The organism is Mycolicibacterium phocaicum (assembly GCF_010731115.1).
GTDB classification, from domain to species: Bacteria; Actinomycetota; Actinomycetes; order Mycobacteriales; family Mycobacteriaceae; genus Mycobacterium; species Mycobacterium phocaicum.
This window is the reverse complement of record NZ_AP022616.1, coordinates 4,798,671-4,820,687: the sequence shown is the minus strand read 5'-3', so window position 1 is coordinate 4,820,687 and position 22,017 is coordinate 4,798,671. Positions and strand designations below refer to the sequence as shown.

General features: G+C 67.8%; 22 protein-coding genes and 1 pseudogene. 10 read left to right on the top strand and 13 right to left on the bottom strand.

The window, feature by feature from the left end:
* Position 1: 1 nt before the first annotated feature.
* The gene (locus G6N46_RS23060) at positions 2–1,276 is read right to left on the bottom strand and encodes an ROK family protein (RefSeq protein ID WP_138250631.1); all 1,275 of its coding nucleotides are present in this window, start codon (positions 1,274–1,276) and stop codon (positions 2–4) included.
* A gap of 236 nt (positions 1,277–1,512) precedes the next feature.
* Between G6N46_RS23060 and G6N46_RS23055 the strand changes: the two genes are divergently transcribed.
* The gene (locus tag G6N46_RS23055; RefSeq protein ID WP_138250632.1) at positions 1,513–2,274 is read left to right on the top strand and encodes an SDR family NAD(P)-dependent oxidoreductase; all 762 of its coding nucleotides are present in this window, start codon (positions 1,513–1,515) and stop codon (positions 2,272–2,274) included.
* Between the two features lie 82 nt (positions 2,275–2,356).
* Here G6N46_RS23055 and G6N46_RS23050 read toward each other — a convergent pair.
* Both G6N46_RS23050 and G6N46_RS23045 read right to left on the bottom strand, forming a co-directional pair.
* Positions 2,357–3,643 (bottom strand): annotated as a pseudogene (locus G6N46_RS23050) (L,D-transpeptidase); the annotation flags it as partial.
* A 35-nt stretch (positions 3,644–3,678) separates the two neighbouring features.
* A complete protein-coding gene (locus G6N46_RS23045) occupies positions 3,679–4,737 on the bottom strand; it encodes a UDP-N-acetylmuramate dehydrogenase (RefSeq protein ID WP_138250633.1) in 1,059 nt (352 codons plus the stop codon).
* Between the two features lie 26 nt (positions 4,738–4,763).
* Between G6N46_RS23045 and G6N46_RS23040 the strand changes: the two genes are divergently transcribed.
* From G6N46_RS23040 to G6N46_RS23020, 5 genes are read left to right on the top strand one after another with little or no spacing between them, the layout of a single operon-like run.
* Positions 4,764–5,270 carry a DUF2505 domain-containing protein gene (locus G6N46_RS23040; RefSeq protein WP_138250634.1) on the top strand — a complete coding sequence of 169 codons (507 nt, stop codon included), beginning with the start codon at positions 4,764–4,766 and terminating at the stop codon, positions 5,268–5,270.
* A gap of 53 nt (positions 5,271–5,323) precedes the next feature.
* Positions 5,324–6,133: a class I SAM-dependent methyltransferase gene (locus G6N46_RS23035; protein ID WP_138250635.1), complete on the top strand. Its 810-nt coding sequence runs from the start codon at positions 5,324–5,326 to the stop codon at positions 6,131–6,133.
* Positions 6,134–6,157: 24 nt separating this feature from the next.
* On the top strand, positions 6,158–7,339 hold the full coding sequence (locus G6N46_RS23030) for a glycoside hydrolase family 3 N-terminal domain-containing protein (RefSeq protein ID WP_138250636.1): 1,182 nt from the start codon (positions 6,158–6,160) through the stop codon (positions 7,337–7,339).
* A gap of 14 nt (positions 7,340–7,353) precedes the next feature.
* Positions 7,354–8,184, top strand: coding sequence for a carbon-nitrogen hydrolase family protein (locus tag G6N46_RS23025; RefSeq protein ID WP_138250637.1), 831 nt, complete (start codon positions 7,354–7,356; stop codon positions 8,182–8,184).
* Positions 8,181–9,167, top strand: coding sequence for an LmeA family phospholipid-binding protein (locus tag G6N46_RS23020; RefSeq protein WP_138250638.1), 987 nt, complete (start codon positions 8,181–8,183; stop codon positions 9,165–9,167). Before G6N46_RS23025 ends, G6N46_RS23020 begins: the two co-directional genes overlap by 4 nt.
* 68 nt (positions 9,168–9,235) lie before the next feature.
* Here G6N46_RS23020 and deoC read toward each other — a convergent pair whose 3' ends face one another.
* The 6 genes from deoC to G6N46_RS22990 form a co-directional block, all read right to left on the bottom strand.
* Positions 9,236–9,916: a deoxyribose-phosphate aldolase gene (deoC, locus tag G6N46_RS23015; RefSeq protein WP_138250639.1), complete on the bottom strand. Its 681-nt coding sequence runs from the start codon at positions 9,914–9,916 to the stop codon at positions 9,236–9,238.
* Entirely contained in the window at positions 9,916–10,299 is a 384-nt protein-coding gene (locus G6N46_RS23010) for a DUF2599 domain-containing protein (RefSeq protein WP_407665202.1), read from the bottom strand. Before G6N46_RS23010 ends, deoC begins: the two co-directional genes overlap by 1 nt.
* A gap of 48 nt (positions 10,300–10,347) precedes the next feature.
* Positions 10,348–10,632, bottom strand: coding sequence for a DUF2516 family protein (locus G6N46_RS23005; RefSeq protein WP_020101171.1), 285 nt, complete (start codon positions 10,630–10,632; stop codon positions 10,348–10,350).
* Between the two features lie 42 nt (positions 10,633–10,674).
* Positions 10,675–11,355 carry a heparin-binding hemagglutinin gene (locus G6N46_RS23000; RefSeq protein WP_138250640.1) on the bottom strand — a complete coding sequence of 227 codons (681 nt, stop codon included), beginning with the start codon at positions 11,353–11,355 and terminating at the stop codon, positions 10,675–10,677.
* Between the two features lie 34 nt (positions 11,356–11,389).
* Entirely contained in the window at positions 11,390–11,845 is a 456-nt protein-coding gene (locus G6N46_RS22995) for a helix-turn-helix domain-containing protein (protein ID WP_135356103.1), read from the bottom strand.
* Positions 11,846–11,953: 108 nt separating this feature from the next.
* Entirely contained in the window at positions 11,954–13,315 is a 1,362-nt protein-coding gene (locus G6N46_RS22990; protein ID WP_138250641.1) for a DUF445 domain-containing protein, read from the bottom strand.
* A gap of 77 nt (positions 13,316–13,392) precedes the next feature.
* On the opposite strand from G6N46_RS22990, the gene G6N46_RS22985 reads away from it, so the two are divergent.
* From G6N46_RS22985 to G6N46_RS22975, 3 genes are all read left to right on the top strand, one after another.
* Positions 13,393–14,097, top strand: a complete 705-nt coding sequence (locus tag G6N46_RS22985) for a TetR/AcrR family transcriptional regulator (protein WP_138250642.1) — start codon at positions 13,393–13,395, stop codon at positions 14,095–14,097.
* Between the two features lie 4 nt (positions 14,098–14,101).
* On the top strand, positions 14,102–14,962 hold the full coding sequence (locus G6N46_RS22980) for a polyphosphate kinase 2 family protein (RefSeq protein ID WP_234880779.1): 861 nt from the start codon (positions 14,102–14,104) through the stop codon (positions 14,960–14,962).
* Between the two features lie 112 nt (positions 14,963–15,074).
* A complete protein-coding gene (locus G6N46_RS22975) occupies positions 15,075–15,944 on the top strand; it encodes an endonuclease domain-containing protein (RefSeq protein WP_138250644.1) in 870 nt (289 codons plus the stop codon).
* A 52-nt stretch (positions 15,945–15,996) separates the two neighbouring features.
* Here the strand turns inward: G6N46_RS22975 and G6N46_RS22970 are convergent, their stop codons facing one another.
* The 4 genes from G6N46_RS22970 to G6N46_RS22955 all read right to left on the bottom strand — a co-directional run bounded on the left by G6N46_RS22970 (position 15,997) and on the right by G6N46_RS22955 (position 20,381).
* Positions 15,997–16,872 carry a cyclopropane mycolic acid synthase family methyltransferase gene (locus G6N46_RS22970; RefSeq protein WP_138250645.1) on the bottom strand — a complete coding sequence of 292 codons (876 nt, stop codon included), beginning with the start codon at positions 16,870–16,872 and terminating at the stop codon, positions 15,997–15,999.
* A gap of 162 nt (positions 16,873–17,034) precedes the next feature.
* Complete coding sequence (locus tag G6N46_RS22965) at positions 17,035–17,895, bottom strand: 3-hydroxybutyryl-CoA dehydrogenase (protein WP_138250646.1); 861 nt, start codon at positions 17,893–17,895, stop codon at positions 17,035–17,037.
* A 151-nt stretch (positions 17,896–18,046) separates the two neighbouring features.
* Positions 18,047–19,339: an isocitrate lyase gene (gene aceA / locus G6N46_RS22960; RefSeq protein ID WP_138250647.1), complete on the bottom strand. Its 1,293-nt coding sequence runs from the start codon at positions 19,337–19,339 to the stop codon at positions 18,047–18,049.
* Between the two features lie 265 nt (positions 19,340–19,604).
* Positions 19,605–20,381 (bottom strand): acyl-[acyl-carrier-protein] thioesterase, encoded by a 777-nt coding sequence (locus tag G6N46_RS22955; RefSeq protein WP_138250750.1) that lies wholly within the window; start codon positions 20,379–20,381, stop codon positions 19,605–19,607.
* A 215-nt stretch (positions 20,382–20,596) separates the two neighbouring features.
* Here G6N46_RS22955 and ramB point away from each other — a divergent pair, with 215 nt between their 5' ends.
* Positions 20,597–22,015, top strand: coding sequence for an acetate metabolism transcriptional regulator RamB (gene ramB / locus G6N46_RS22950; RefSeq protein ID WP_138250648.1), 1,419 nt, complete (start codon positions 20,597–20,599; stop codon positions 22,013–22,015).
* The last annotated feature ends 2 nt before the right edge of the window (positions 22,016–22,017 follow it).

The window sequence follows — 22,017 nt, the reverse complement described above, 5'->3', positions numbered from 1 at the left end:
GCTAGGCGGCGCGCAGCGCGCGGCGCATGGCACCGATCGGGTCGGCGTACAGCCCACCGAGGGACACCACGCCCGCACCGGCTTCCTGCACCCGATTGCCGAACGTCGTGACGCGAATGTCCCTGACACCCAACACCGTTCGCTCCGCGAACGCCTGCTCGACCAGCGGGAGACCCTCGGGGTACTCGGAGAACGCCTGACCGCCGACGACCAGGTCATCGGGGTTCAGCAGGTCGCGCAGCAGCGCCACCGCACCACCCAGGACGCGGGCCCGCTCGGCCAGCAGCTCGACGGCCGCGGCATTGCCGGACCGCGCCGCGCGCAGCACCGTGGAGATGGTCGACGCCGGTCCGTCGGCCGGCACGATCCGCTGCTTGCGGGCGGCGGCCAGCACGGCCTCGTCGCTGACGGTGGTCTCGAGCCGGCCGGTACCGCCGAGCAGCTCCGACTGCGCGGGCAGTCCCGAGATGGTGCCCGGGCCGCTGGCCGGCGAGTGGACCTTGCCGCCGATCGACAGCGCGTAGCCGACGGTCTCGCGGGCGTACACGTAAAGGCTGGTGGCGGACTCGGCCGCGGCCGCCGAGCGGCGCGCACCCAGCAGCAGTTCGGCGCCGGCCATCGCGTCGACGTGCGACGCCAGCGACACCGGCAGGCCGAGGGTCTGGGCCAGCACCGGGCCGACGGGCGCGTCGACCCAGCCGAGGCGCGGGTGGTCGACGTGACCGGTGGCGCTGTCCACCACACCACCGGAGGCGACCCCGACCCACAGCGGGCGGCGCCGGTGCCAGCGGCTCAGGTAACGCTGCGCGCTGCCGGCCAGCGATGCCAGCGCGGCGTTCTGGTCGCCGCGCGGCGTGGGCGTCTCGACCACGTCGAGGGTGCGGCCGAAGAGGTCGGTCGCGACGATCGCGGTGGTCCGGGCGCCGACGTGCAGGCCCAGGGTGAGGAACGGTTCGTGGTTGACCTCGACGGGGACGCGCGGCCGGCCGATGGCGCCGGCGACGGCGAGGTCGGCCCGCTCACGCAGCATCCCGGCGTCCAGCAAGGCGGTGACCTTCCGGTTCACCGTGGCGATGCTGAGCCCGGTGGCCTGCGCGATCACGTCCCGGGCGATGGGGCCGCGCAGCCGCGCCGCACTGAAGACCGAGCCGGCGGCGGCGTCGGCGACCCGCAGCGACGGCGCGACGATGTGGTGCCGAGCCAGGAGGGTGCGCTTGGCGTGTGCGGCAGAGCGGACGCCGGAGGGGGCAGAAACGGTGGAAACGGAAGCAGGCATTTGGGTGTCCTAGGGAAGAAGTCGGGCTGGTGGGTCCTGAGGCCACACCTGCCGACAGCTAGGACGAAGAGATCCGTGTCGTGAGTCAGGCGCAGCGCGAAGCGCGACAACAACAACACGAACGCCGCACAGCGACGCCGGATGCCTGACTGATGATCACGAGAGGAACTTAGCACGCCTGCGGCGCAGCACAACGATCGCGATGAAGCGTGCGACCAGTGACTAAGGTCGGTCACATGTCAGCTGAAGAACGCTCCGTGCGCGTCGCGGTGGTCACCGGCGCCAGCTCCGGAATCGGCGCCGCCACCGCGAAAACCCTTGCCGGCCTTGGCTTTCACGTCGTGTGCGCGGCCCGCCGCGCGGATCGGATCACCGCGCTCGCAGCCGAGATCGGTGGCACCGCCGTTGTGACAGACGTCACCGACCAGGCGTCGGTGGATGCTTTTGCGGCCCAGGTCGCGGCCCTGGGACCGGTGCACGTACTGGTCAACAACGCCGGCGGCGCCAAGGGCCTGGCGCCCGTCGCCGAGGCCGATCTGGAGCACTGGGACTGGATGTGGCAGACGAACGTGCTGGGCACTCTGCGCGTCACGCGGGCGCTGCTGCCCGCACTGATCGCATCGGGCGACGGACTGGTCGTCACCGTCACGTCGACCGCGGCGCTGGAGACGTACGACAACGGCGCCGGGTACATCGCCGCCAAGCACGGCCAGGGCGCACTGCACCGCACGCTGCGCGGTGAATTGTTGGGAAAACCGGTGCGGCTCACCGAGATTGCGCCGGGCGCCGTGGAGACGGAGTTCTCGCTCGTGCGGTTCGGCGGGGATGCCGAGCGCGCCGACGCGGTGTATCAGGGCATCACGCCTCTGGTCGCCGAGGACGTCGCCGAGGTCATCGGTTTCGTGGCGTCACGGCCGCCGCACGTCGATCTGGACCAGATCGTCATGCGGCCGCGCGACCAGGCGTCCGCCAGCCGCTTTAACCGCCGGCCGCAGTAGTCGTCGGGGCTGGCGCGGTCGAAGTCGCGGTCGACACCGCCGTCGAGGTCGTCGTCGAGGTGGACGACGACGTCGACGGAGTGGTCGACGTGGTGGCCGGACCTGTCGGCGGCGGTGTCGTCGTGGTCGTCGGCGTACCCGAATAGGTCGGGGCGTCGGTCGGGGTGGCCGGCGCACTCTGCGGGATGGACGTCTCCGGCGGCGCGGCATTGGCCGGCGGCAGCGCCGACATCGACACCCAGGTGGCCCAGTCGACGGCCCAGTCCCAGATGTCGCCGTCGGCGTACGACAGCTGGATCGACGTGCCCGTCACCTCGACCGGATCGCCGTAGATGGCGGTCTGGAAGTACTGCTGGGCGTTGTCGGTCGACAGGTTGATACAGCCGTTGGTGACGTTGGTGTTGCCCTGCGCGCCCGAGCTGGCCGGGTTGGCGTGGATGAACTCGCCGTTGTTGGAGATGCGCACGGCCCAGCGTTCGTGGACGTTCGAGTACCCGGCGGCCGGGTTGGACATCCAGAAGTCCGCGTACTTCTCGGTGACGACGTGGGTGCCGCTGCGCGTCACGTTGCGCGGCTTGTCGGCCTCGCCGTAGCTGCACGGGAAGTCGAAGAGCACGCCGCCGTCGGTGATGACCTGGATGCGGTGGCTGGTCGCGTCGGCCTTGACGACCTGGCGCCGGCCGATGGTGATCTCCAGCGTGCTGTCCTGCGCGCCGTAGGCGTCGTCGCCGAACGGGACGCCGTACAACTTCGCCGAGACGCTGACCTTGGTGCCCGGCGGGTAGTACTCGCGGGGACGCCAGTGCATGCGCGCACCCTCGCGCTCGTCGGGCAGCCAGGCCCAACTGCCCTCGACGGGCGGGTCGGTGACGACCTTGACGTTGCGCTCGACCGAGGCCTTGTCGCTTATCGACGAGTCGAACTGCAGGATGATCGGCGCCGCCACCCCGACGGTCTGTCCGTCTGCGAGCTGGAACTGGCCGTTGACCTGCTTGGTCGGGTTGACGGTCGTGAACGTCGCGGACACCGGCACGGCCTTGCCGTCCCGGCCGACGGCCGAACCGGTGAACGTGTACGTCGCGCCGAAGCCGAGGGGCTCGGCGGCGTTGAACGACGTGCGGTCCTTGTTGAACACCGCGGCGACGACCTTGCCGTCGCCGTTGGTCAGAGTCAGCTTCTGGAACCAGCCGTCGGTGACGTCGACGCCGATGCTGCTGGTCGGCACCACGTCGGTGGCGCCGTTGGCGGGCCGGTAGGTGATGACGGGCGCCGCGGTCTCTTTGGCGGGGGCCGAGGACGTTGAACTGCCAGATCCATCCGAGCACGCGGCGAGCACGCCGGAAGTGCCGACGGCAATCGCGGTCAGCATCTGTCGCCGGTTCACACTCACAGGAATGAATTTACCTACAGCGAACAGCCGATTAAGCACGGTTCCGGTGTGAGATCTATCCCGAAAGCGGCCTTGACGCCGTCCCGAACCGTCCTGGCCAGCGCTAATACGTCAGCGCTGCCAGCAAAGCCCCGGTTCGTCAGGGCCAGCGCATGCTTGGTCGAGAGCCGGGCCGCAGCGCCGTCACCCGGGTATCCCTTGCCGAAACCGGCCTGTTCCACGAGCCAGCCGGCCGCCAGCTTGACCCCGTTCGGCGCCGGGTAATTGGGCACGGGACCGGCGGTGGCGTCGCGGATGCGTTCGAAGACGTCGTGCGGGACGACCGGGTTGGTGAAGAACGAGCCGGCGCTCCAGGTGTCATGGTCGGCGGGGTCGGACACCATGCCCTTGCCGCGCCGCAACGCCAGCACCGCGTCGCGGACCGCCAGCGCGTCGACGCGCGTGCCCGCCTCGGCGCCGAGCCGCGACGCCAGTTCGCCGTACCGCAGCGGGGCACTGAGACCGTCCGGGTTCAGCGTGAACTCCACCTCGAGCACGACGGCCTGGTCGGAGTTCTTCAGCACGCTGTGCCGGTAGCCGAAATCCAGCGTCTCGGGACTCACCCAGCTGTCGGCACCCGTCTCACGGTCGAACAGCCGGACCCGGCTGATGGTGTCGGCGACCTCGGCACCGTAGGCCCCGACGTTCTGCACCGGCGTCGCCCCGGCCGAGCCCGGGATCCCGGACAGGCATTCCAGGCCACCGAGCCCGTGCGCCAACGAGGCCACGACGACGTCGTCCCACAGCGCGCCGGCCTCGGCCCGCACCACGTTGCCCTCGACGGTGATCTCGGTGTTCGCCAGCAACACCACGGTCAAATCAACCATGTCGTCCGAGACCAGCACATTCGACCCGCCCGCCAGGACCAGCAGCGGCCCCGGGCCGTCCCGCAACGCGGTGAGCGCGCCGACCACCTTGGCGGTGGTATCGCAGGTGATCAGACGGGCTGCCACCGGTCCGACGCGGAACGAGGTCAGGGGTGCCAGCGGCACGTCATAGTCGACCGCCGCGCCCCCGATATCCGAACTGACCACGGCCGCTAACGGTAGCGTGGCCGAGTATGGCCCGCTCTTTCGACATGGTTGCCGAATACCTCGGGACTGTGGCGCAGGTGCACAGCGCGTTCTGCAGCAAGGATTACTGGCTGGACCGGCTGGCAGAGGGCCGCGCCGACGTGTCGACCCTCGACTCGTTCGCCGAGGACGGCCACGGCGGCACGGACATCACCACCACGCAGACCATGCGCGCCGCCGGCCTGCCCAGCATCGTCACCCAATTCCACTTCGGTGACCTCAGCCTGGTCCGCGAAGAGCACTGGGGTCCACTCGCCGACGGGCGTGCCGTCGGGACGGTGCGCAGCCGCGTCCCCGGCGCGCCGGCGACCATCACCGGCAGGGGTGTCCTGACCGCCACGGGAGACGTTGCGCGGCTGAACTTCTCGGCGCACGTCGAGGTCCGCATCCCGCTGGTCGGCGGCAAGCTCGAGGCGATGCTGGGGCAGCAACTCGGCTATCTGATCGAGTTGGAGCAGAAATTCACCAGCGACTGGATCGCCGCCCGCCGGTAGGCCCGGCGCCGTCGGCAGCTTCGACCGCCTCGGCAGGGCCATAAACTCGGCCCATGAACTCGCCCGTCGGCCGGTCACAGGGCACTCCTGTCGGCCAGCCGACGCGTGGCACAACGGGATACAACCGCCTGCGGCGCAGCGACCGCTGGCTCGTCCACTCGCCGCGCGTGCGGGCGCTGCTGCGCGCCGCGCCGGATCCCGTGGTCGTCGACCTCGGCTACGGCGCGCTTCCGGTGACCACCGTGGAACTGGCGTCCCGGCTGCGCACCGTCCGGGCCGACGTGCGAGTGGTAGGCCTGGAGATTCACCCGGACCGGGTGCGGCTGGCCCGGGAGCTGGCCGGCGACGTCGCCGAATTCGGCCTCGGCGGCTTCGAATTGGCCGGGCACACACCGGTTCTGGTGCGCGCGTTCAATGTGTTGCGGCAGTACGACGTCGCCGACGTACCCGCCGCGTGGGCGGAGATGACGGGCCGGCTCGCACCCGGCGGGCTGCTGGTCGACGGCACCTGCGACGAGTTGGGCCGGCGCTGCTGCTGGGTCCTGCTCGACGCCAACGGGCCCGTGAGCCTGACCCTGTCGTGCGACCCGTTCGCCATCGAACGGCCCTCCGATCTGGCGGAGCGACTGCCGAAAGTGCTTATCCACCACAATGTTCCGGGTCAGCCGATCCACCAGCTGCTGCAGGCCGCCGACCGCGCCTGGGCCACCAACGCCGGGCACGGGGTGTTCGGTCCGCGCGTCCGGTGGCGGGCGATGCTCGACCTGCTGGTGGCCGAGGGTCAACCGCTGGAGCCGCCGCGGCGCCGGTTGCGTGACGGCGTCCTGACGGTGCCGTGGTCGGCCGTCGCGCCCCCACCGTGACGACGAGCGCATAGGGTTCGCCGTATGCCGTCACCCCGCAGCCGACTGCAATCGCCGGTCGTCCTGGCCTCGGCCGCGGCGGTGATCGTCGTCGCCCTGATCGTCGCGGCCGTGCTGAGCAAGCCGCGGCCCGTCGACGCCCCGCCACCGGCGGCCAACCAGCCCACCGCGGCCCCGCCGCCGGTCCCGTGCCGGCTGGACACCGTCGTGACCGCCCTCAGCGTGCGCCAGAAACTGGCCCAGCTGCTGATGGTCGGGGTCAAGAACCTGGCCGACGCGGAGGCCGTCGTCCGGCAGCAGGAGGTCGGCGGCATCTTCATCACCAGCTGGACCGACTACTCGATGCTCGGCGGTCCGCTGGCCGCGCTGGCGCAGGAGCCGCGGCCGCTGCCGATCGCGGTCAGTGTCGACGAGGAGGGCGGCCGGGTGCAGCGGCTGAGGAGCCTCATCGGCAGCCAGCCGTCGGCGCGCGAGCTCGTCGCCGCCGGCAAGACCCCCGAACAGGTTCGGGAGATCGCGCGGCTGCGCGGCCAGGCGATGAAGGAACTCGGCATCACCATCGACTTCGCGCCCGTCGTAGACATCACGAACGCGGCCGACGGCACCGTCATCGGCGACCGGTCGTGGGGCAACACCGCCGAGGTCGTCACCGCCTACGCCGGCGCGTACGCCGACGGCCTGCGTGACGCCGGTGTGCTGCCGGTGCTCAAGCACTTCCCCGGCCACGGTCATGCCTCCGGCGACTCGCACCAGGGCGGCGTCGTCACCCCGCCCCTGGCCCAGCTCGAGTCGCTGGACCTGGTGCCCTACCAGTCTCTGACGACTCGCAAACCCGTCGCGGTGATGGTCGGCCACATGCAGGTGCCCGGCCTCACCGAGACCGATCCGGCGAGCCTGTCCAAGGCCGCCTACGACCTGCTGCGGTCCGGTGGCTACGGCGGCCGCCCGTTCGACGGACCGGTGTTCACCGACGACCTGTCCAGCATGGGCGCCATCACGCAGCGCTACAGCGTGCCGGAAGCGGTGCTCAAAGCCCTGCAGGCCGGCGCCGATACCGCGCTGTGGATCACCACCAAAGAGGTGCCGGAGGTCCTCGACCGGCTGCAGCAGGCCGTCGACTCCGGCGAGCTGCCCACCGAACGCGTCGACGACGCCGTGCGGCACATGGCACTGACCAAGGATCCGTCCCTGGCCTGCACCCGCTGATTACGCTGGGGCGCATGCGCATCGCACTGGCCCAGATCGGCGCCGGCACCGATCCCGAGGCCAACCTGGCACTGGTCGCCGACCACACGGCGCGCGCCGCCGACGCCGGTGCCCAACTGGTCTTGTTCCCAGAGGCCACGATGTGCCGGTTCGGGGTGCCCCTCGCGCCGGTGGCGCAACCGCTCGACGGCCCGTGGGCGGACGCCGTCCGGGACCTCGCCGCACGTTCGGGCGTCACCGTGGTGGCGGGGATGTTCTGTCCGGCCGACGACGACACCGACGGCCGCGTCACCAACACGCTGCTCGCCACCGGCCCGGGCGTTGCCGCGCACTACCACAAGATTCACCTCTACGACGCCTTCGGATTCGCCGAATCACGCACTGTGGCAAGGGGTTTCGAGCCAGTCGTGATCGACGTTCCGACCGCCGACGGCACCGTGCCCGTCGGCCTCACGACGTGTTACGACGTCCGATTCCCGGAGTTGCATCTCGAGCTGGCCGAGCGCGGGGCCAAGCTGCTGACCGTCCACGCGTCGTGGGGTTCGGGTCCGGGCAAGCTGGAGCAGTGGACGCTGCTGGCCCGCGCCCGCGCGCTCGACACCGGCTGCGTCGTCGCCGCCGTCGACCAGCCCTACCCGGGTGACGAACTCGCCAAGAAGGGTCCGACCGGCAGCGGCGGCAGTCTGGTGGCCTCCCCCACAGGCGACATCGTGGTGCAGGCCGGCCTCGCGCCGGAACTGCTGGTCACCGACGTCGACCTGGCCGCCGTCGAGCGGGCCCGCGAGACCATCGCCGTGCTGCGCAACCGCACCCCGATTCCGCGTAAGGCACAATCGCAAGGGTGACTGACCCCTGGGCCCGCCCCGCCAATGAGGACGCCGCACCATCTGCCGAGCCCGCGCCGGAGGCTCCGGGTGCCCAGCCCACCGAGGTGCTGACGGCCGCCGACCAACCGGCACCGGCCGCCGACGTGCCACCCGCCTACGGCGCCGCCGCGCCCGCCGCGGCCGCCTACGGCGCCGACGTCCCACCGACGTCGTATCCGGCCCCGCAGCAGGTACCCGCCACCGATCCGCCAAAGAAGCGCCGCGGCGTCATGGAGCTGCTGCGCGACCCGATGTCGCTGATCCTGATCATCGTCATCGCCCTCGCGCTGTCGGCGGCCGGTGTGGTCGGCGGCGAGTTCTACGCGCGCAGCCGCGGCAACAGCGTCGTGTCGCAATCCGTCCAGTGCGTCGTCCAGGACAAGGTCGACGTGCAGTTCGGCGCGACCCCGTTCCTGTGGCAGGTCGCCAACAAGCACTACGACCACATCACGGTCACCACGGCCGGCAACCAGCTCCGGTTCGCCAAGGGCATGAAGGCCCAGATCAACATCGATGACGTCAAGCTCGACAAGACGGCGAAGTCGGCCGGCACCATCGGGTCCCTCGATGCGACCGTCACCTGGTCGGCCGACGGCATCAAGCAGACCATCGCCGACACCGTCCCGGTGCTGGGTGGCCTGGTCTCCGACGTCACCACCGACCCGTCGTCGGGCACCATCGTGCTGGACGCGCCGATGACCCAGATCGTGGCCAAGCCGACGCTGTCCGACGGCACCATCTCGCTCAAGGTGGAGCAGCTCACCGGCTTGGGCTTCCTGCTGCCGCGCGAGTCGATCCAGCCGGCGCTGGACCTGTTCGCGTCGCAGCTGACCAAGGATTACCCGATGGGCATCCGCCCGGAGGCCCTGCAGGTGACCGGTACCGGCGTGACCGCGAAGTTCGGCACCAAGAACGCGACCATCCCGCTGGGCCAGCAGGACACCTGCTTCTCCGGCCTCTGATCCCCCGCTGACCCCAGCGATTTGTGCACGATTTTCCGCGGTGACCGCGGAGAATCGTGCACAAATCCCTAGTTGAGCCCGTCGAGGACGGCGCGGGTACCGGACAGGCCGAGCCGGGTGGCGCCGGCGTCCAGCAGCGCGACGGCGTCTGCGGCCGCACGGATACCGCCGCTGGCCTTGATACCCAGCGCCGGGACGGTCTGGGCCATGATCTCCACGGCCTGCACGGACGCACCACCCGCCGGGTGGAAACCGGTGGAGGTCTTCACGAAATCGGCGCCGGCGTCGGCGGCCGCACGGCAGACGTCGGCCAGCGTCGGCGCGCCGGCCATGTTCAGCAGCGCCGCGGATTCCACGATCACCTTCAGCACCGCCATCGGCGCGGCCCCGCGGACCGCGGAAATATCGGCGAACACCGCCGAGATGTCGCCGGCGATGGCGGCGCCCACGTCGATCACCATGTCGACCTCGTCGGCACCGCGCCGGCCGTCGGACCCGACGACCGACAACGCGGCCTCGCGCGCCTTGATCTGCGAATCATGCTTGCCCGACGGGAATCCCACGACGGTCGCGATCTTGACCCGCTCGGGCACCTCGACCGCGCCGAGCATCGACGGTGACACACAGACCGCGCACACCCCCAGATCGGCGGCCTCCCAGCACAGGCTCGCCACGTCGGCGGCGGTCGCCTCGGGCTTCAGCAAGGTGTGGTCGACCAGTGCGGCCACCTGCTGGCGGGTCCAACTCATCAGAACGGCTCCTCTGCGCCACCGGGATTGCAACGTGCTCTCACCATCTGGTTGTCGTCGACCACCGGGCGCCACGGCTCGAGATTCCAGCTGGTCTTGCCGGGCGCGCCCGCTTCGGCGAAATACCAGTGGCACATGAACTGGGCGCGCATGCCGGGGGTGTCGGCGTCGGGGGCAAGGTTCAAGACCTCGGACCAGGCCTCGTCTCCCGGCTGCGTGGCGCCCAGGCCGGACGCGCGCCGGCCGGCCCACGTCGGATACACCCGCAGGCTTTTCGAACCGTCCCACTGCGTCCACCGGGTGTGGTCGATGTAGGGCGGCGCCGGGGCGGGTTGTGGAATGGGTTCGCCGGGATCAGCTGTGGACAGCGGCGCCGGAGCCAGCGTCAACGCAACGGCAGCCAGCACCCCGCACCAGATCGAGCGCACCGATTACCGAGATTTCCCTTGGACCTCAAGGAGTTTGGGCTTCACGTCGACCAGGTACACACCGGTGGCGCAGGCCGCGATGGCCGCGCCGACGGGCGGCCCGATGATCCAGCCCAGGACGGCACCGCCGCCCAGGATCGCCAGCCACACCGGCTTGGTCAGTTTGTCGACCGCCGTGTAGGCGTCCGGCCGCTGCATCGCGGCATGCACGAACGCATAAACGGTCGTGGCCAGCACCGCGATCTGCAATGCGAAAAGGACGTAACCCACCAGGCTTCCGAGGTACACGCCCTCAGCCTATGTGGGTTACGTCCCTGACGTCGAACCTGACTACTTCTGGGTGACCTTCTTGGCCGGAGCGGCCTTCTTGGCCGGAGCCTTGGCGGCAGCCTTGGCCGGGGCGGCCTTGGTCGCAGCAGCCTTGGCCGGGGCCTTCTTGGCGGCCGGCGCCTTCTTCGCCGGGGCGGCCTTCTTGGCCGGGGCCTCTTCCTTCTCCGGCAGCTCGACGCCGACCAGCTTGGCGGCGCGCTCACCGACGGCGCGGGTCTGGCTCGCGACGTTGCCGAGGGCGTCCTGGGTCAGCTCGGTGACCTGGTCGGTGTAGTTCTCGACACGGCCACGGACGTCCTCGACGCGCTCGCGGACGCTCTCGATCGACGACTGGGCGCGCAGGCGCTCCAGCGCGGCCTCGCCACGCTCGACAAGCTTGTTGTAGGTGTTCTGCGCGTTCTCGGCGTAGGTCTCGGCAGCCTTGCGCAGCTCTTCGGTGCTGAACTTCTCGCGCAGTTCCTCAACCTGACCCGGCAGTTCTTCCTGCAGCTTGGTCAGGCGGGCACGACCCTCTTCGACGCGGGCGTTGGCATCGGTGCGGGCCTCTTCGGCACGCTCACGCAGGCTCGCGACGATCTCGTTGACGGTGGCCAGCGCCAGGTCCGCGGCGCCGACGGCGGCGAACAGGGGGGCCTTCAGGTCTTCGATGGTGGGCTGGTTGGTCTCTTTGTTCTCTGCCATGTTCGTTGTTTCCTTTCTCGGGGTACTGCGTTGGTCAGTTCGCTACTTGGTGAGTGTCAGTCGTCGTTGTCTGCTCCTCACTCGCGGCTTCCAATTCAGGCTGATCAGGAAGCGATTTGGACTCGGCATCGTTCTGCTGCCGGAAGGACGTGTAGATGTCGAGCAGCACCTGCTTCTGCCGCTCGGTGATCGAGAGGTCGGCGATGATGGCGTCACGCACCTCGCCGGCAGCGCTGGGCTCCAGAATTCCGGCCCGTACGTAGAGCACCTCGGCCGAAACCCTGAGCGCCTTGGCGATCTGGTTCAGCACATCGGCCGACGGCTTGCGCAGGCCACGCTCGATCTGGCTCAGGTAGGGGTTGCTGACGCCCGCCTTCTCAGCGAGCTGGCGGACCGAGACCTGCGCAGCCTCCCGCTGGGTGCGGATGAAGCTGCCGATGTCCTGGGCTGCATTCGACATGACGGCGGCGATATCTGCATCCTGCGCCACGTCGTACCCCTGTCTTCGTCGACCGCATTTGGTTGGCGGTCCGTACCAAAACAACGGTACGAGGGGGTGCTAACTATTGCAAGCGCTAGCAAGCGCCAGCTAGCACGATCAGACGAGAAGCTCCGCGATCGTGTAGATGACCAGGCCCGCCAGCGATCCGACGACCGTGCCGTTGATCCGGATGAACTGCAGGTCACGGCCCACATGGAGCTCGATTCGCCGGCTCGCCTCGTCGGCGTCCCAGCGCTCGATGGTCTCGGTGATGATCGCTGTGATCTCCGTCCCATATTGCGCCACAAGGTGTTTTGCGCCCCTGACGAGCCAGTTGTCGACCTTGTCCCGGAGCTCCGCGTCGTCCCGCAGGGACTCCCCGATCCGCACCACCGAGTCTGCAATCCTGGTGCGCAAAACTGACGACGGATCGTCCACCGATTCGAGGATGATGCGCTTGGCAGTGCTCCACGCCGTCTCTGCCGCGCGGGCCACCTCGTCACGCGCCAGGATCTGCTCCTTGATCCGCTCGGCCCGCGCGATGGTGTCCTCGTCGTTCTGCAGATCGTCGGCGAAATCGAAGAGGAACTTCGTCGCCGACATCCGCAGTTCATGCTCGGGGTTGCGGCGCACCTTGTCCGTGAAGTCCATCAGCTCGCGGTGAATCCGGTCGCCCACGAGGTGGTCGACCCAGCGCGGCGACCATGTCGGCGAATCCCGCTCGATGACCCGCTCGATGATCTCGCCGGCGTTGAGCGACCACTGGAACGCGCGGTCGGCGAGCAGCTGCAGCAGCGCCTCCTGTCGCCGCTCCGCCAGCAGGCTCTCCAGGACCCGGCCGATCGGCGGACCCCACTGCGGTTCGGCGATCCGCTTGACGATCATCCGGTCCAGCACGTGCTGGACGTCTTCGTCGCGCAGCAGCTCCACCAGCACGCGCAGCACCGTCGACGCCTCGGCGGCCACCCGCGCCGCGTGCACCGGCTCCGACAGCCACTTGCCCAGCCGGCTGGCCACCTGGGCGTCGCGCAGCTTGGTCTCGATCACCTCCGGCGACATGAAGTTCTCGCGGACGAAGGTGCCGAGACCCTCGCCGAGCTGGTCCTTCTTGCGCGGAATGATCGCGGTGTGCGGGATCGGGATGCCCAGCGGATGACGGAACAGCGCGGTGACGGCGAACCAGTCGGCCAGCGCGCCGACCATGCCGGCCTCCGCGGCGGCCCGCACATAGCCCACCCACGGCCCGGTCCAGCTGTACGCGCCGCCACGGGCCTGCAACCACGTACACACCGCAAACAGCACCGTCGCACCGAGCAGGAAGCTCAGCGCGACCGCTTTCATCCGGCGCAGGTTGCGGCGTCGCTCTTCGTCGGCCGTGTGATCGGCGCCGGCAAACGACTCCGCGAGGCTGACGTGCGGTTCGAGGGACGCCTGGTGCCTCGGATGAGGTCCAGGTCCCGGCCTGGGTCGGTGTGCCACCCTTCCATCATCCTGTATGCCCGGCGTGGTCGCCCCGTAGTATTAAGCGGACCTAGCGGAATGGACGTACTGCGACCGTGGCACAGCAAAACGCACCCTCGTCGGCAAAAGCCGACGGGCGGAAACGACGCTGGCACCAACACAAGGTCGATCGCCGCAACGAACTGGTCGACGGCACCCTCGAGGCCGTCCGCCGCCGCGGCAGCAACGTCAGCATGGACGAGATCGCGGCCGAGATCGGCGTGTCGAAGACGGTGCTCTACCGCTACTTCGTCGACAAGAACGATCTCACGACCGCGGTGATGATGCGCTTCGCGCAAACCACGCTGATCCCCAACATGGCGTCGGCGCTGTCGTCCAACCTCGACGGCTTCGAACTCACCCGCGAGATCATCCGCGTGTACGTCGACACCGTCGCCGCGGAACCCGAGATCTATCCGTTCGTCTTCGCCAACAGCTCGGCGAGCAAGAGCAAGGCCATCGCCGACTCCGAACAGATCATCGCGCGGATGCTCGCCGTCGTGCTGCGCCGACGCATGGCGCATGCCGGCATGGACACCGGCGGCGTCGACGCCTGGGCGTTCCACACCGTCGGCGGCGTGCAGCTGGCCACCCACTCGTGGATGTCGAATCCGCGGATGACGGCCAAGGAGCTCATCGACTACCTGACCATGTTGTCGTGGAGCGCGCTGCGCGGCATCGTCGAAGTCGGCGGCTCGCTCGAGGTGTTCAACTCGCAGCCCCATCCGTCCCCGGCCCTGCCGAGTCATCTGCTTCACTGATCGCGTGACCTCCGATCTGCCGTCGTTGTGGACCCACGAACCGCACAAGCACCTGGAGTTCAAACCCGGCCTGCGGGTCGCCGACATCGACCCGGACGCCACCCCCGGGTTCCGCGGCAAGAAGGCCGACGCCCCGGACCTGCAGACCGAACGCAACGAGCGGTTCGCCGAACTGCAGGAGATGTTGTACGCCGGCAGCCGCTCCGGGGACACCCGCTCGATCCTGCTGGTGTTGCAGGGCATGGACACCGCCGGCAAGGGCGGCATCGTCAAACATGTTGTGGGAGCGGGTAATCCACAGGGAATTCGATACTCCAGCTTCGGCAAGCCCACTGAGGAAGAGCTGTCGCACCACTACCTGTGGCGCATCCGCAACGCACTGCCCACCGCCGGGCACATCGGCGTCTTCGACCGGTCGCACTACGAGGACGTGCTGATCGTGCGGGTGCACAACCTGGTGCCGCCGCCGGTGTGGGAAGCCCGGTACGACGAGATCAACGCCTTCGAGCGCGAACTCGTCGACGCGGGGACGACGATCATCAAGGTGGCGATGTTCGTTTCGCTCGACGAGCAGAAGAAGCGGCTCGCCGAGCGACTCGACCGGCCCGACAAATACTGGAAGTTCAACCCCGGCGACATCGACGAGCGGCTGCTGTGGCCCAAGTACCAGGAGGCCTACCAAGCCGTGCTGGACCGCACCTCCACGGACTACGCGCCGTGGCACGTCGTGCCCTGCAACCGCAAGTGGTACTCCCGGCTGGCCATCACCGAGCTGCTGATCGAGGCGCTCGAGCGGCTCGAACTATCTTGGCCGCCAGCAGATTTCGATGTCGAGGCCGAGAAGAAGCGGCTGGAGTCCGCATAGCGCCGAGATAGCAACTTTTGCCGTTATCCGGCGAATTCTTCGCCAGAAGTTTCGGTCTCGACGTCCGCGAGATTGATGGAACCGTGCGTCGATTTCCACCGTCAGTATAGGTGTGCGGGAAATCATCGTGGGCACCGAAGCCCTCTCGCGCGGTGCGGTAACCCGGCACGCGCTGCAGACCAAGTTCGTGAAACTCCACCAAAACGTCTACGCCCCAAAGGGGTTGACGCTTACTGCGTATGACCGTGCGGTAGCCGCTTGGCTGTGGTCTGGACGCCGAGCAACACTGGCCGGCCTCTCGGCCGCAGCAGCCTTCGGCACTCGCTGGCTGCCGGCCGACGCAAAGCCCGAGCTGGCCCGCGTTTACCAATCGTCGACATCCCGGATCGTCATCCATATCGGCGAGATCACCGACGACGAGTTGACGGTCGTTGATGCGATGTCATGCACCACGCCCGCCCGCACCGCCTACGACCTCGGCCGTCGATTGCCTTTCGAGACTGCCGTCATTCGCATCGATGCTCTGCTGAACGCCACCGGCACCACGGTCACCGCGGTGTCGGCGATTGCCGAACGCTATGCCGGGGCACGCGGCATCCGGCGCCTGCGGACCGCCCTCGTTGTCGCCGATGCGGGCGCCGAATCTCCGCAGGAAACGCGGTTGCGGTTATTGCTCGTGCATTCCGGGCTGCCCCGGCCAGAAACCCAGATACCGGTGGTCGATCAGTGGGGCCGCGTGCGTCGGCGTATCGACATGGGCTACCCGCAGTGGAGGGTCGGGATCGAGTACGACGGGGAGCAGCACTGGACCGATGCACGGCAACATGAGGAGGACATCGAGCGGCTGGAGTTCCTGGCGGCGCAAGGCTGGACGATCATCCGGGTGAGCCGCAATCAACTGCGCTATCGGCAATCGGAGGTACTTCAGCGGGTGCGGGCCGCCCTAGCAGCTGCCGGATGCCATGCGACTTCCCCCAAATAGCAACTTATGCCGATATTCAAGAGGAATAGCGGCATAAGTTGCTGTCTCGGCGCTACTTGACCAGCGTGAACTGGCCGATGTTGGTGATGCCGCGGCGGAAGAAGTCGGCGCAACCGGTCAGGTACTTCATGTAGCGGTCGTAGACCTCCTGGCCCTGCAGGGCGATGGCCTCGTCCTTGGCCGCCTCCAGGTTGGCCGCCCACATGTCCAGCGTGCGCGCGTAATGCGGACGCAGCAGGTGGGTGCGCTGCAGGGTGAAGCCCGAGTTCGCGGCGAGCACCTCGATGTCCTCGACTGCCGGCAGCTGGCCGCCGGGGAAGATCTCGTCGCCGATGAACTTCATGAACTTCAGGTCGCTGATGGTCAGCTTGATGCCGTTCTCGCGGAAGAACTGCTGGGTGTGCGCGAGGATCGTGTGCAGCAGCATCCGGCCGCCGTTCTCCGGCAGGATGTTGTAGGCGCGCTCGAAGAAGATGGGGTAGCGCTCCTGCTTGAAGGCCTCGAAAGCGCCGATCGAGACGATGCGGTCGACCGGCTCGTCGAACTCTTCCCAGCCCTGCATCCGGATCTCGATGCTGCGGTTGGTGTCGAGCTTGGCGAGGCGAGCGCGGGCGTACTCCGACTGCGCCTTGCTCAGGGTGATGCCGATGACGTTCACGTCGAACTGGGTGATGGCCCGCTCGAGCGCGCCACCCCAGCCACAGCCGATGTCGAGCAGGGTCATGCCCGGCTTGAGGTCGAGCTTGCCCAGCGCCAAGTCGAACTTGGCGTTCTGCGACTCCTCGAGAGTCATATCTTCGCGCTCGTAGTAACCGCAGGTGTAACCCATGGTCGGGCCGAGCCACAGGGCGAAGAACTCATTCGAGATGTCGTAGATCGACTGCGACTCCTCGTAATGGGGGGTCAAATCGATGTCGGCTTGTGACATATCGGTATCTATCCTTTGCGTTTACGTTCGCCGGGCGGGCGGCGCGACCGCGTGCTGCAGCCAGCTGACATACCCGTACGTGCGCGCCCTGACGGGCCCAGCGAAAAACAACCCGCACGCAAGGTTAACGAAAATTACTGTCAGGCTCCAACCCGGCGTCTGTCAGTAGGTGTAGAAGCCCTTACCGGACTTCTTGCCGAGCTGGCCGGCCTCGACCATGCGCAGCAGCAACGGCGGGGCCGCGTACAGCGGCTCCTTGTACTCGTCGTACATCGAGTCGGCGATCAGCTTCATGGTGTCCAGGCCCACCAGGTCAGCGAGCTTCAGTGGGCCCATCGGATGCGACAACCCGGCGACGACCGCGGTGTCGATGTCCTCGACGGTGGCGAAGCCCGATTCGGCCATCCGGATGGCGGCCAGCAGGTAGGGAACCAGCAGGAAGTTGACAACGAAGCCCGAGCGATCGGACGCCCGCACGACCTTCTTGCCCAGCACCTCGGCGGCGAAAGTCTCGACGCGCGCGGCGGCTTCGGGGGCGGTCGTCACCGAGGAGATGAGCTCGACCAGGGGCAGCACCGGCACCGGGTTGAAGAAGTGCAGACCGAGGACCCGGCTCGGGTTCTTGGTCGCGGCGGCGATGCGCATGATCGGGATGGACGACGTGTTCGACGCCAGCACCGCGTCGGGATCGGTGATGATCTCGTCAAGCTGAGAAAAAACCTTCGCCTTGACGTTGACGTCTTCGACGATGGCCTCGATGACGAGCTGCCGGTCGGCCATGTCGGCCAGGTCGTTGGTGAAGCTCAGGCGACCCAGCGCGGCGTCGCGGTCGGCCTCGGACAGCTTGCCCTTCTTGACGGCGTTGTCCAGCGACTTGGTGATCCGCTCCCGGCCGGCGGTGGTCAGCGCCTCGGTCGGCTCGAACGCCAGGACCTGCGCGCCTGCCTTGATGCAGACCTCGGCGATACCGCCGCCCATCTGCCCGGCCCCGATGACCCCGACTCGTTCGATTGCGTTGCTCACCGCTGTCCTCTCCTCGTGATTACTTCTGAAGATATGCGACAGGCCCCGCCCAGTTTCTGGGCGGGGCCTGCCGTATCAAGCTGTCGCGACCGTGAGGGCTGTGTACGGAATTCGTCGCGAAACGTGCACAGCACTCACACTCGTCGGCTGCCTAGTGGAACTGTCCCTCTTCGGTCGAGCCCTTCAGAGCTGCGGTCGAGGTGTTCGGGTCCACGGTGGTGGCGATCTTGTCGAAGTAGCCGGCGCCGACCTCACGCTGGTGCTTGGTGGCGGTGTAGCCACGAGCCTCAGCGGCGAACTCGCGCTCCTGCAGGTCGACGTAGGCCGTCATGCCCTCGCGGGCGTAGCCGTAGGCCAGGTCGAACATCGAGTAGTTGAGGGCGTGGAAGCCGGCCAGGGTGATGAACTGGAACGTGAAGCCCATGGCACCCAGTTCCTTCTGGAACTTGGCGATGGTCGAGTCGTCCAGAGCCTGCTTCCAGTTGAAGGACGGGCTGCAGTTGTAGGACAGCAGCTGGTCCGGGAACTCGGCCTTCACGGCCTCGGCGAACTTGCGGGCGACCTCGAGGTCCGGCACGCCGGTCTCCATCCAGATCATGTCGGCGTACGGGGCGTAGGCCTTGGCACGCGCGATGCAGGGCTCGATGCCCTTCTGGATGTTGTAGAAGCCCTCGGAGGTGCGCTCACCGGTGACGAACGGCTTGTCGCGGTCGTCCACGTCCGAGGTGATCAGGGTGGCGGCCTCGGCGTCGGTACGCGCGATGACGACGGTGGGGGTGTTGGCGACATCGGCGGCCAGGCGAGCGGAGGTCAGGGTGCGGATGTGCTGCTGGGTCGGGATCAGCACCTTGCCACCGAGGTGGCCGCACTTCTTCTCCGAGGCCAGCTGGTCCTCCCAGTGGGTACCGGCGGCACCCGCGGCGATCATGGCCTTCTGCAGCTCGTAGACGTTCAGGGCGCCACCGAAGCCGGCCTCACCGTCGGCGACGATCGGGACGAGCCAGTTGTCGACGCTCTTGTCACCCTCGACGCGGGCGATCTCGTCGGCGCGCAGCAGGGCGTTGTTGATGCGGCGGACGACGGCCGGCACCGAGTTGGCCGGGTAGAGGCTCTGGTCCGGGTAGGTGTGGCCTGAGAGGTTCGCGTCACCGGCGACCTGCCAACCCGAGAGGTAGATGGCCTTCAGGCCGGCGCGCACCTGCTGGACGGCCATGTTGCCGGTCAGCGCGCCCAGCGCGTTGATGTAGGAGTCGTCGCCCTTGGTGACGCCTTCCCACAGGATCTCGGCGCCACGGCGAGCGAGGGTGTGCTCCTCGACGACGCTGCCCTGGAGTTCCTCAACCTGCGCGGCGGTGTAGTCGCGGGTGATGCCCTTCCAGCGGGGGTTGGTGTCCCAGTCCTGCTGAATCTCAGCGGCGGTACGTGGCTTTCCGACGTTGGACATTGTGCTCCTTCGTGAGGCCGCGTCGCCGTGGGCGCCAAGATTCAAGTTGATTGTTAACGCTTTGGCGACTTCGCTTGTGTGCTGTTAACGACGATGACACAGCACATACCCGCAGGTCCAGCGGTTACAAGTGCCAACTTTCGCCAACACATGTAGCGAAGTTGCGAAGATTGCGAAGTTGCTGACGGGCTTGACCGGTTCAGAAGCTACCGAACGGTAACCGAAATGCGCTGGTCAGTACGCTCGTACTGTTAAATCGGCGCACTCAGAGCGCGAACAGGCAGGCGACCGCTTTGACCTCGTCACCGACCACATATGTGAGCGTTGTAACACTGCGGTCACATAGCTCAGGACCGAATTTTTCGGTCGATCCGGCGGGGTACTCGTGCGTGATGATCTCCAGCCGCTCTCCCAGGGCCACCGCGGCGTCGTGCTCGATGGTGACCCGCAGCGGCGCTTCCAGCAGCTCCGGGCGATAGGTCTGCAGGTAGTCCTCGACCACCGACCAGTACACGGAGTTGTTCATGTGGTCGAACAGGTCGATGTCGCTGACGCGGACCGGGTAGTCCACGATCCGGAGGGCGTCGTCGCGGCCGCCGGCCTTGAGGTAGCCCTTCCAGCGCAGCCGGTCGGTCGTCGCGGTCCGCTTCAGACCGGCGACGAAGTCGTCCGAGATACGGGCCGGCCCCTGGGTGTCGAGGTTGATGTTGATCCAGAACGCCTCGGACTCCATCAGGCCGCCCTTGCGGCCGTCGATCCGCACGCGCATCTCGCACCACCGGTTGGACGTGCCCGAACACCAGCGGCGCAGCCGCAGGATGTCGCCGCGCTCGAACGGACTGATCAGATCCACCATGGTGCGCCGGACAACCCAGGCGGGGTGGACGTCTTCGTAGCCCATCTGGCGCAGCTGGTCCTGGCCGATGTCCTGAATGTGCCTGCAGGCGCCGTCAAACCGGAGCCGGCCGTCTCGATCGACGTCGGCCATCCGCACCGGCCAGCTGGTGTCGTAGACATCGGGATGGCCTTCGGGGACCGGCATCAGGATTTTGGCCAGGCCCGTCACGACTGCGACCCCGGCCTTTTCGCTGGCCTTTTCGCCGGTCTTTTCAGCGATTTCGGCAGTGCTCATGACGTCCCTTCCAGACGGGTCCCCGCGGCTGGATCGCCCAACTCACCCGCGGGCCCGATACTGCCACAGCGCCATTTTGCCAATTATGCGAAGGTGGTATTCACACCATTGTTAGGCTGGCGTTCATGGCGAAGACTTTCGTTGGCTCACGGGTGCGTCAGCTCCGCGGCGAACGCGGCTTCAGCCAGGCCGCGCTGGCGCAGATGCTCGACATCTCCCCCAGCTACCTGAACCAGATCGAGCACGACGTCCGGCCGCTGAGTGTCGCCGTCCTGCTCCGCATTACCGAGGTGTTCGGAGTCGACGCGACGTTCTTCGCCTCGCAGGACGACACCCGCCTGGTCGCCGAATTGCGCGAAGCGCTGATGGATCGCGACCTCGGCGTCGACGTCGACATCCCGGAGATCGCCGACCTGGTGAGCACCCACCCGACCATGGCCCGTGCGATGGTCGACCTGCACCGCCGCTACCGCTTGTCCACGGCGCAGCTCGCCGCCGCCACCGAGGACCGGTTCTCCGACGGCAGTGGCAGCGGGGCCATCACCATGCCGCACGAAGAGGTGCGCGACTACTTCTACACGCGCCAGAACTACCTTCACGAACTCGACACCGCCGCCGAGGAATTCATCCTCCGCATGCACATGCGGCGGTCCGAGCTGTCCCGGGAGCTGGCCGAGCGGCTCAGCCGCGTGCACCACGTGCGGATCGTGCAGCGGCTCGAACTCGGCGACAACGTGTTGCACCGGTTCGACCCCGAGACCCGGACGCTGGAGATCGGCGGCCACCTCTCGTCGGGACAGTACGTGTTCAAACTGGCCGCCGAGCTCGCGTACCTGGAATTCGGCGACCTGTTGGAAAGCCTGGTGGCCGAAGGCAATTTCACCAGCGACGAGTCGGTGAAGCTGGCGCGCATGGGGCTGGCCAACTACTTCGCCGCCGCCGCGGTGCTGCCCTATGGCCAATTCCACGCTGTCGCCGAGGAATTCCGGTATGACGTCGAGCGGCTGTCGGCGTACCACTCGGTGAGTTACGAGACCATCGCACACCGGCTTTCGACGCTGCAGCGGCCGTCGATTCGCGGCGTGCCGCTGTCATTCGTGCGCGTCGACCGGGCCGGCAACATGTCGAAACGCCAGTCCGCCACCGGTTTTCACTTCTCGTCGTCAGGCGGCACCTGTCCCCTCTGGAACGTCTACGAGACGTTCGCGAACCCCGGCAAGATGCTGGTGCAGATCGCCCAGATGCCCGACGGCCGCAACTACATGTGGGTGGCGCGCACCGTGGAACGACGCGCCGCGCGGTACGGCCAGCCGGGCAAGACGTTCGCCATCGGGCTGGGTTGCGAACTGCGCCATGCCAATCGGCTGGTCTACTCCGAAGGGCTTGACCTGTCCGGCGGCGCCGCGACGCCCATCGGCTCGGGCTGCCGGGTGTGCGAGCGCGACAACTGTCCGCAACGCGCGTTCCCCGCGCTGGGCCGGGAACTCGACCTCGACGAACACCGCAGCACCGTGACGCCGTACGTCGTGAAGCGGGCGAATTAGTG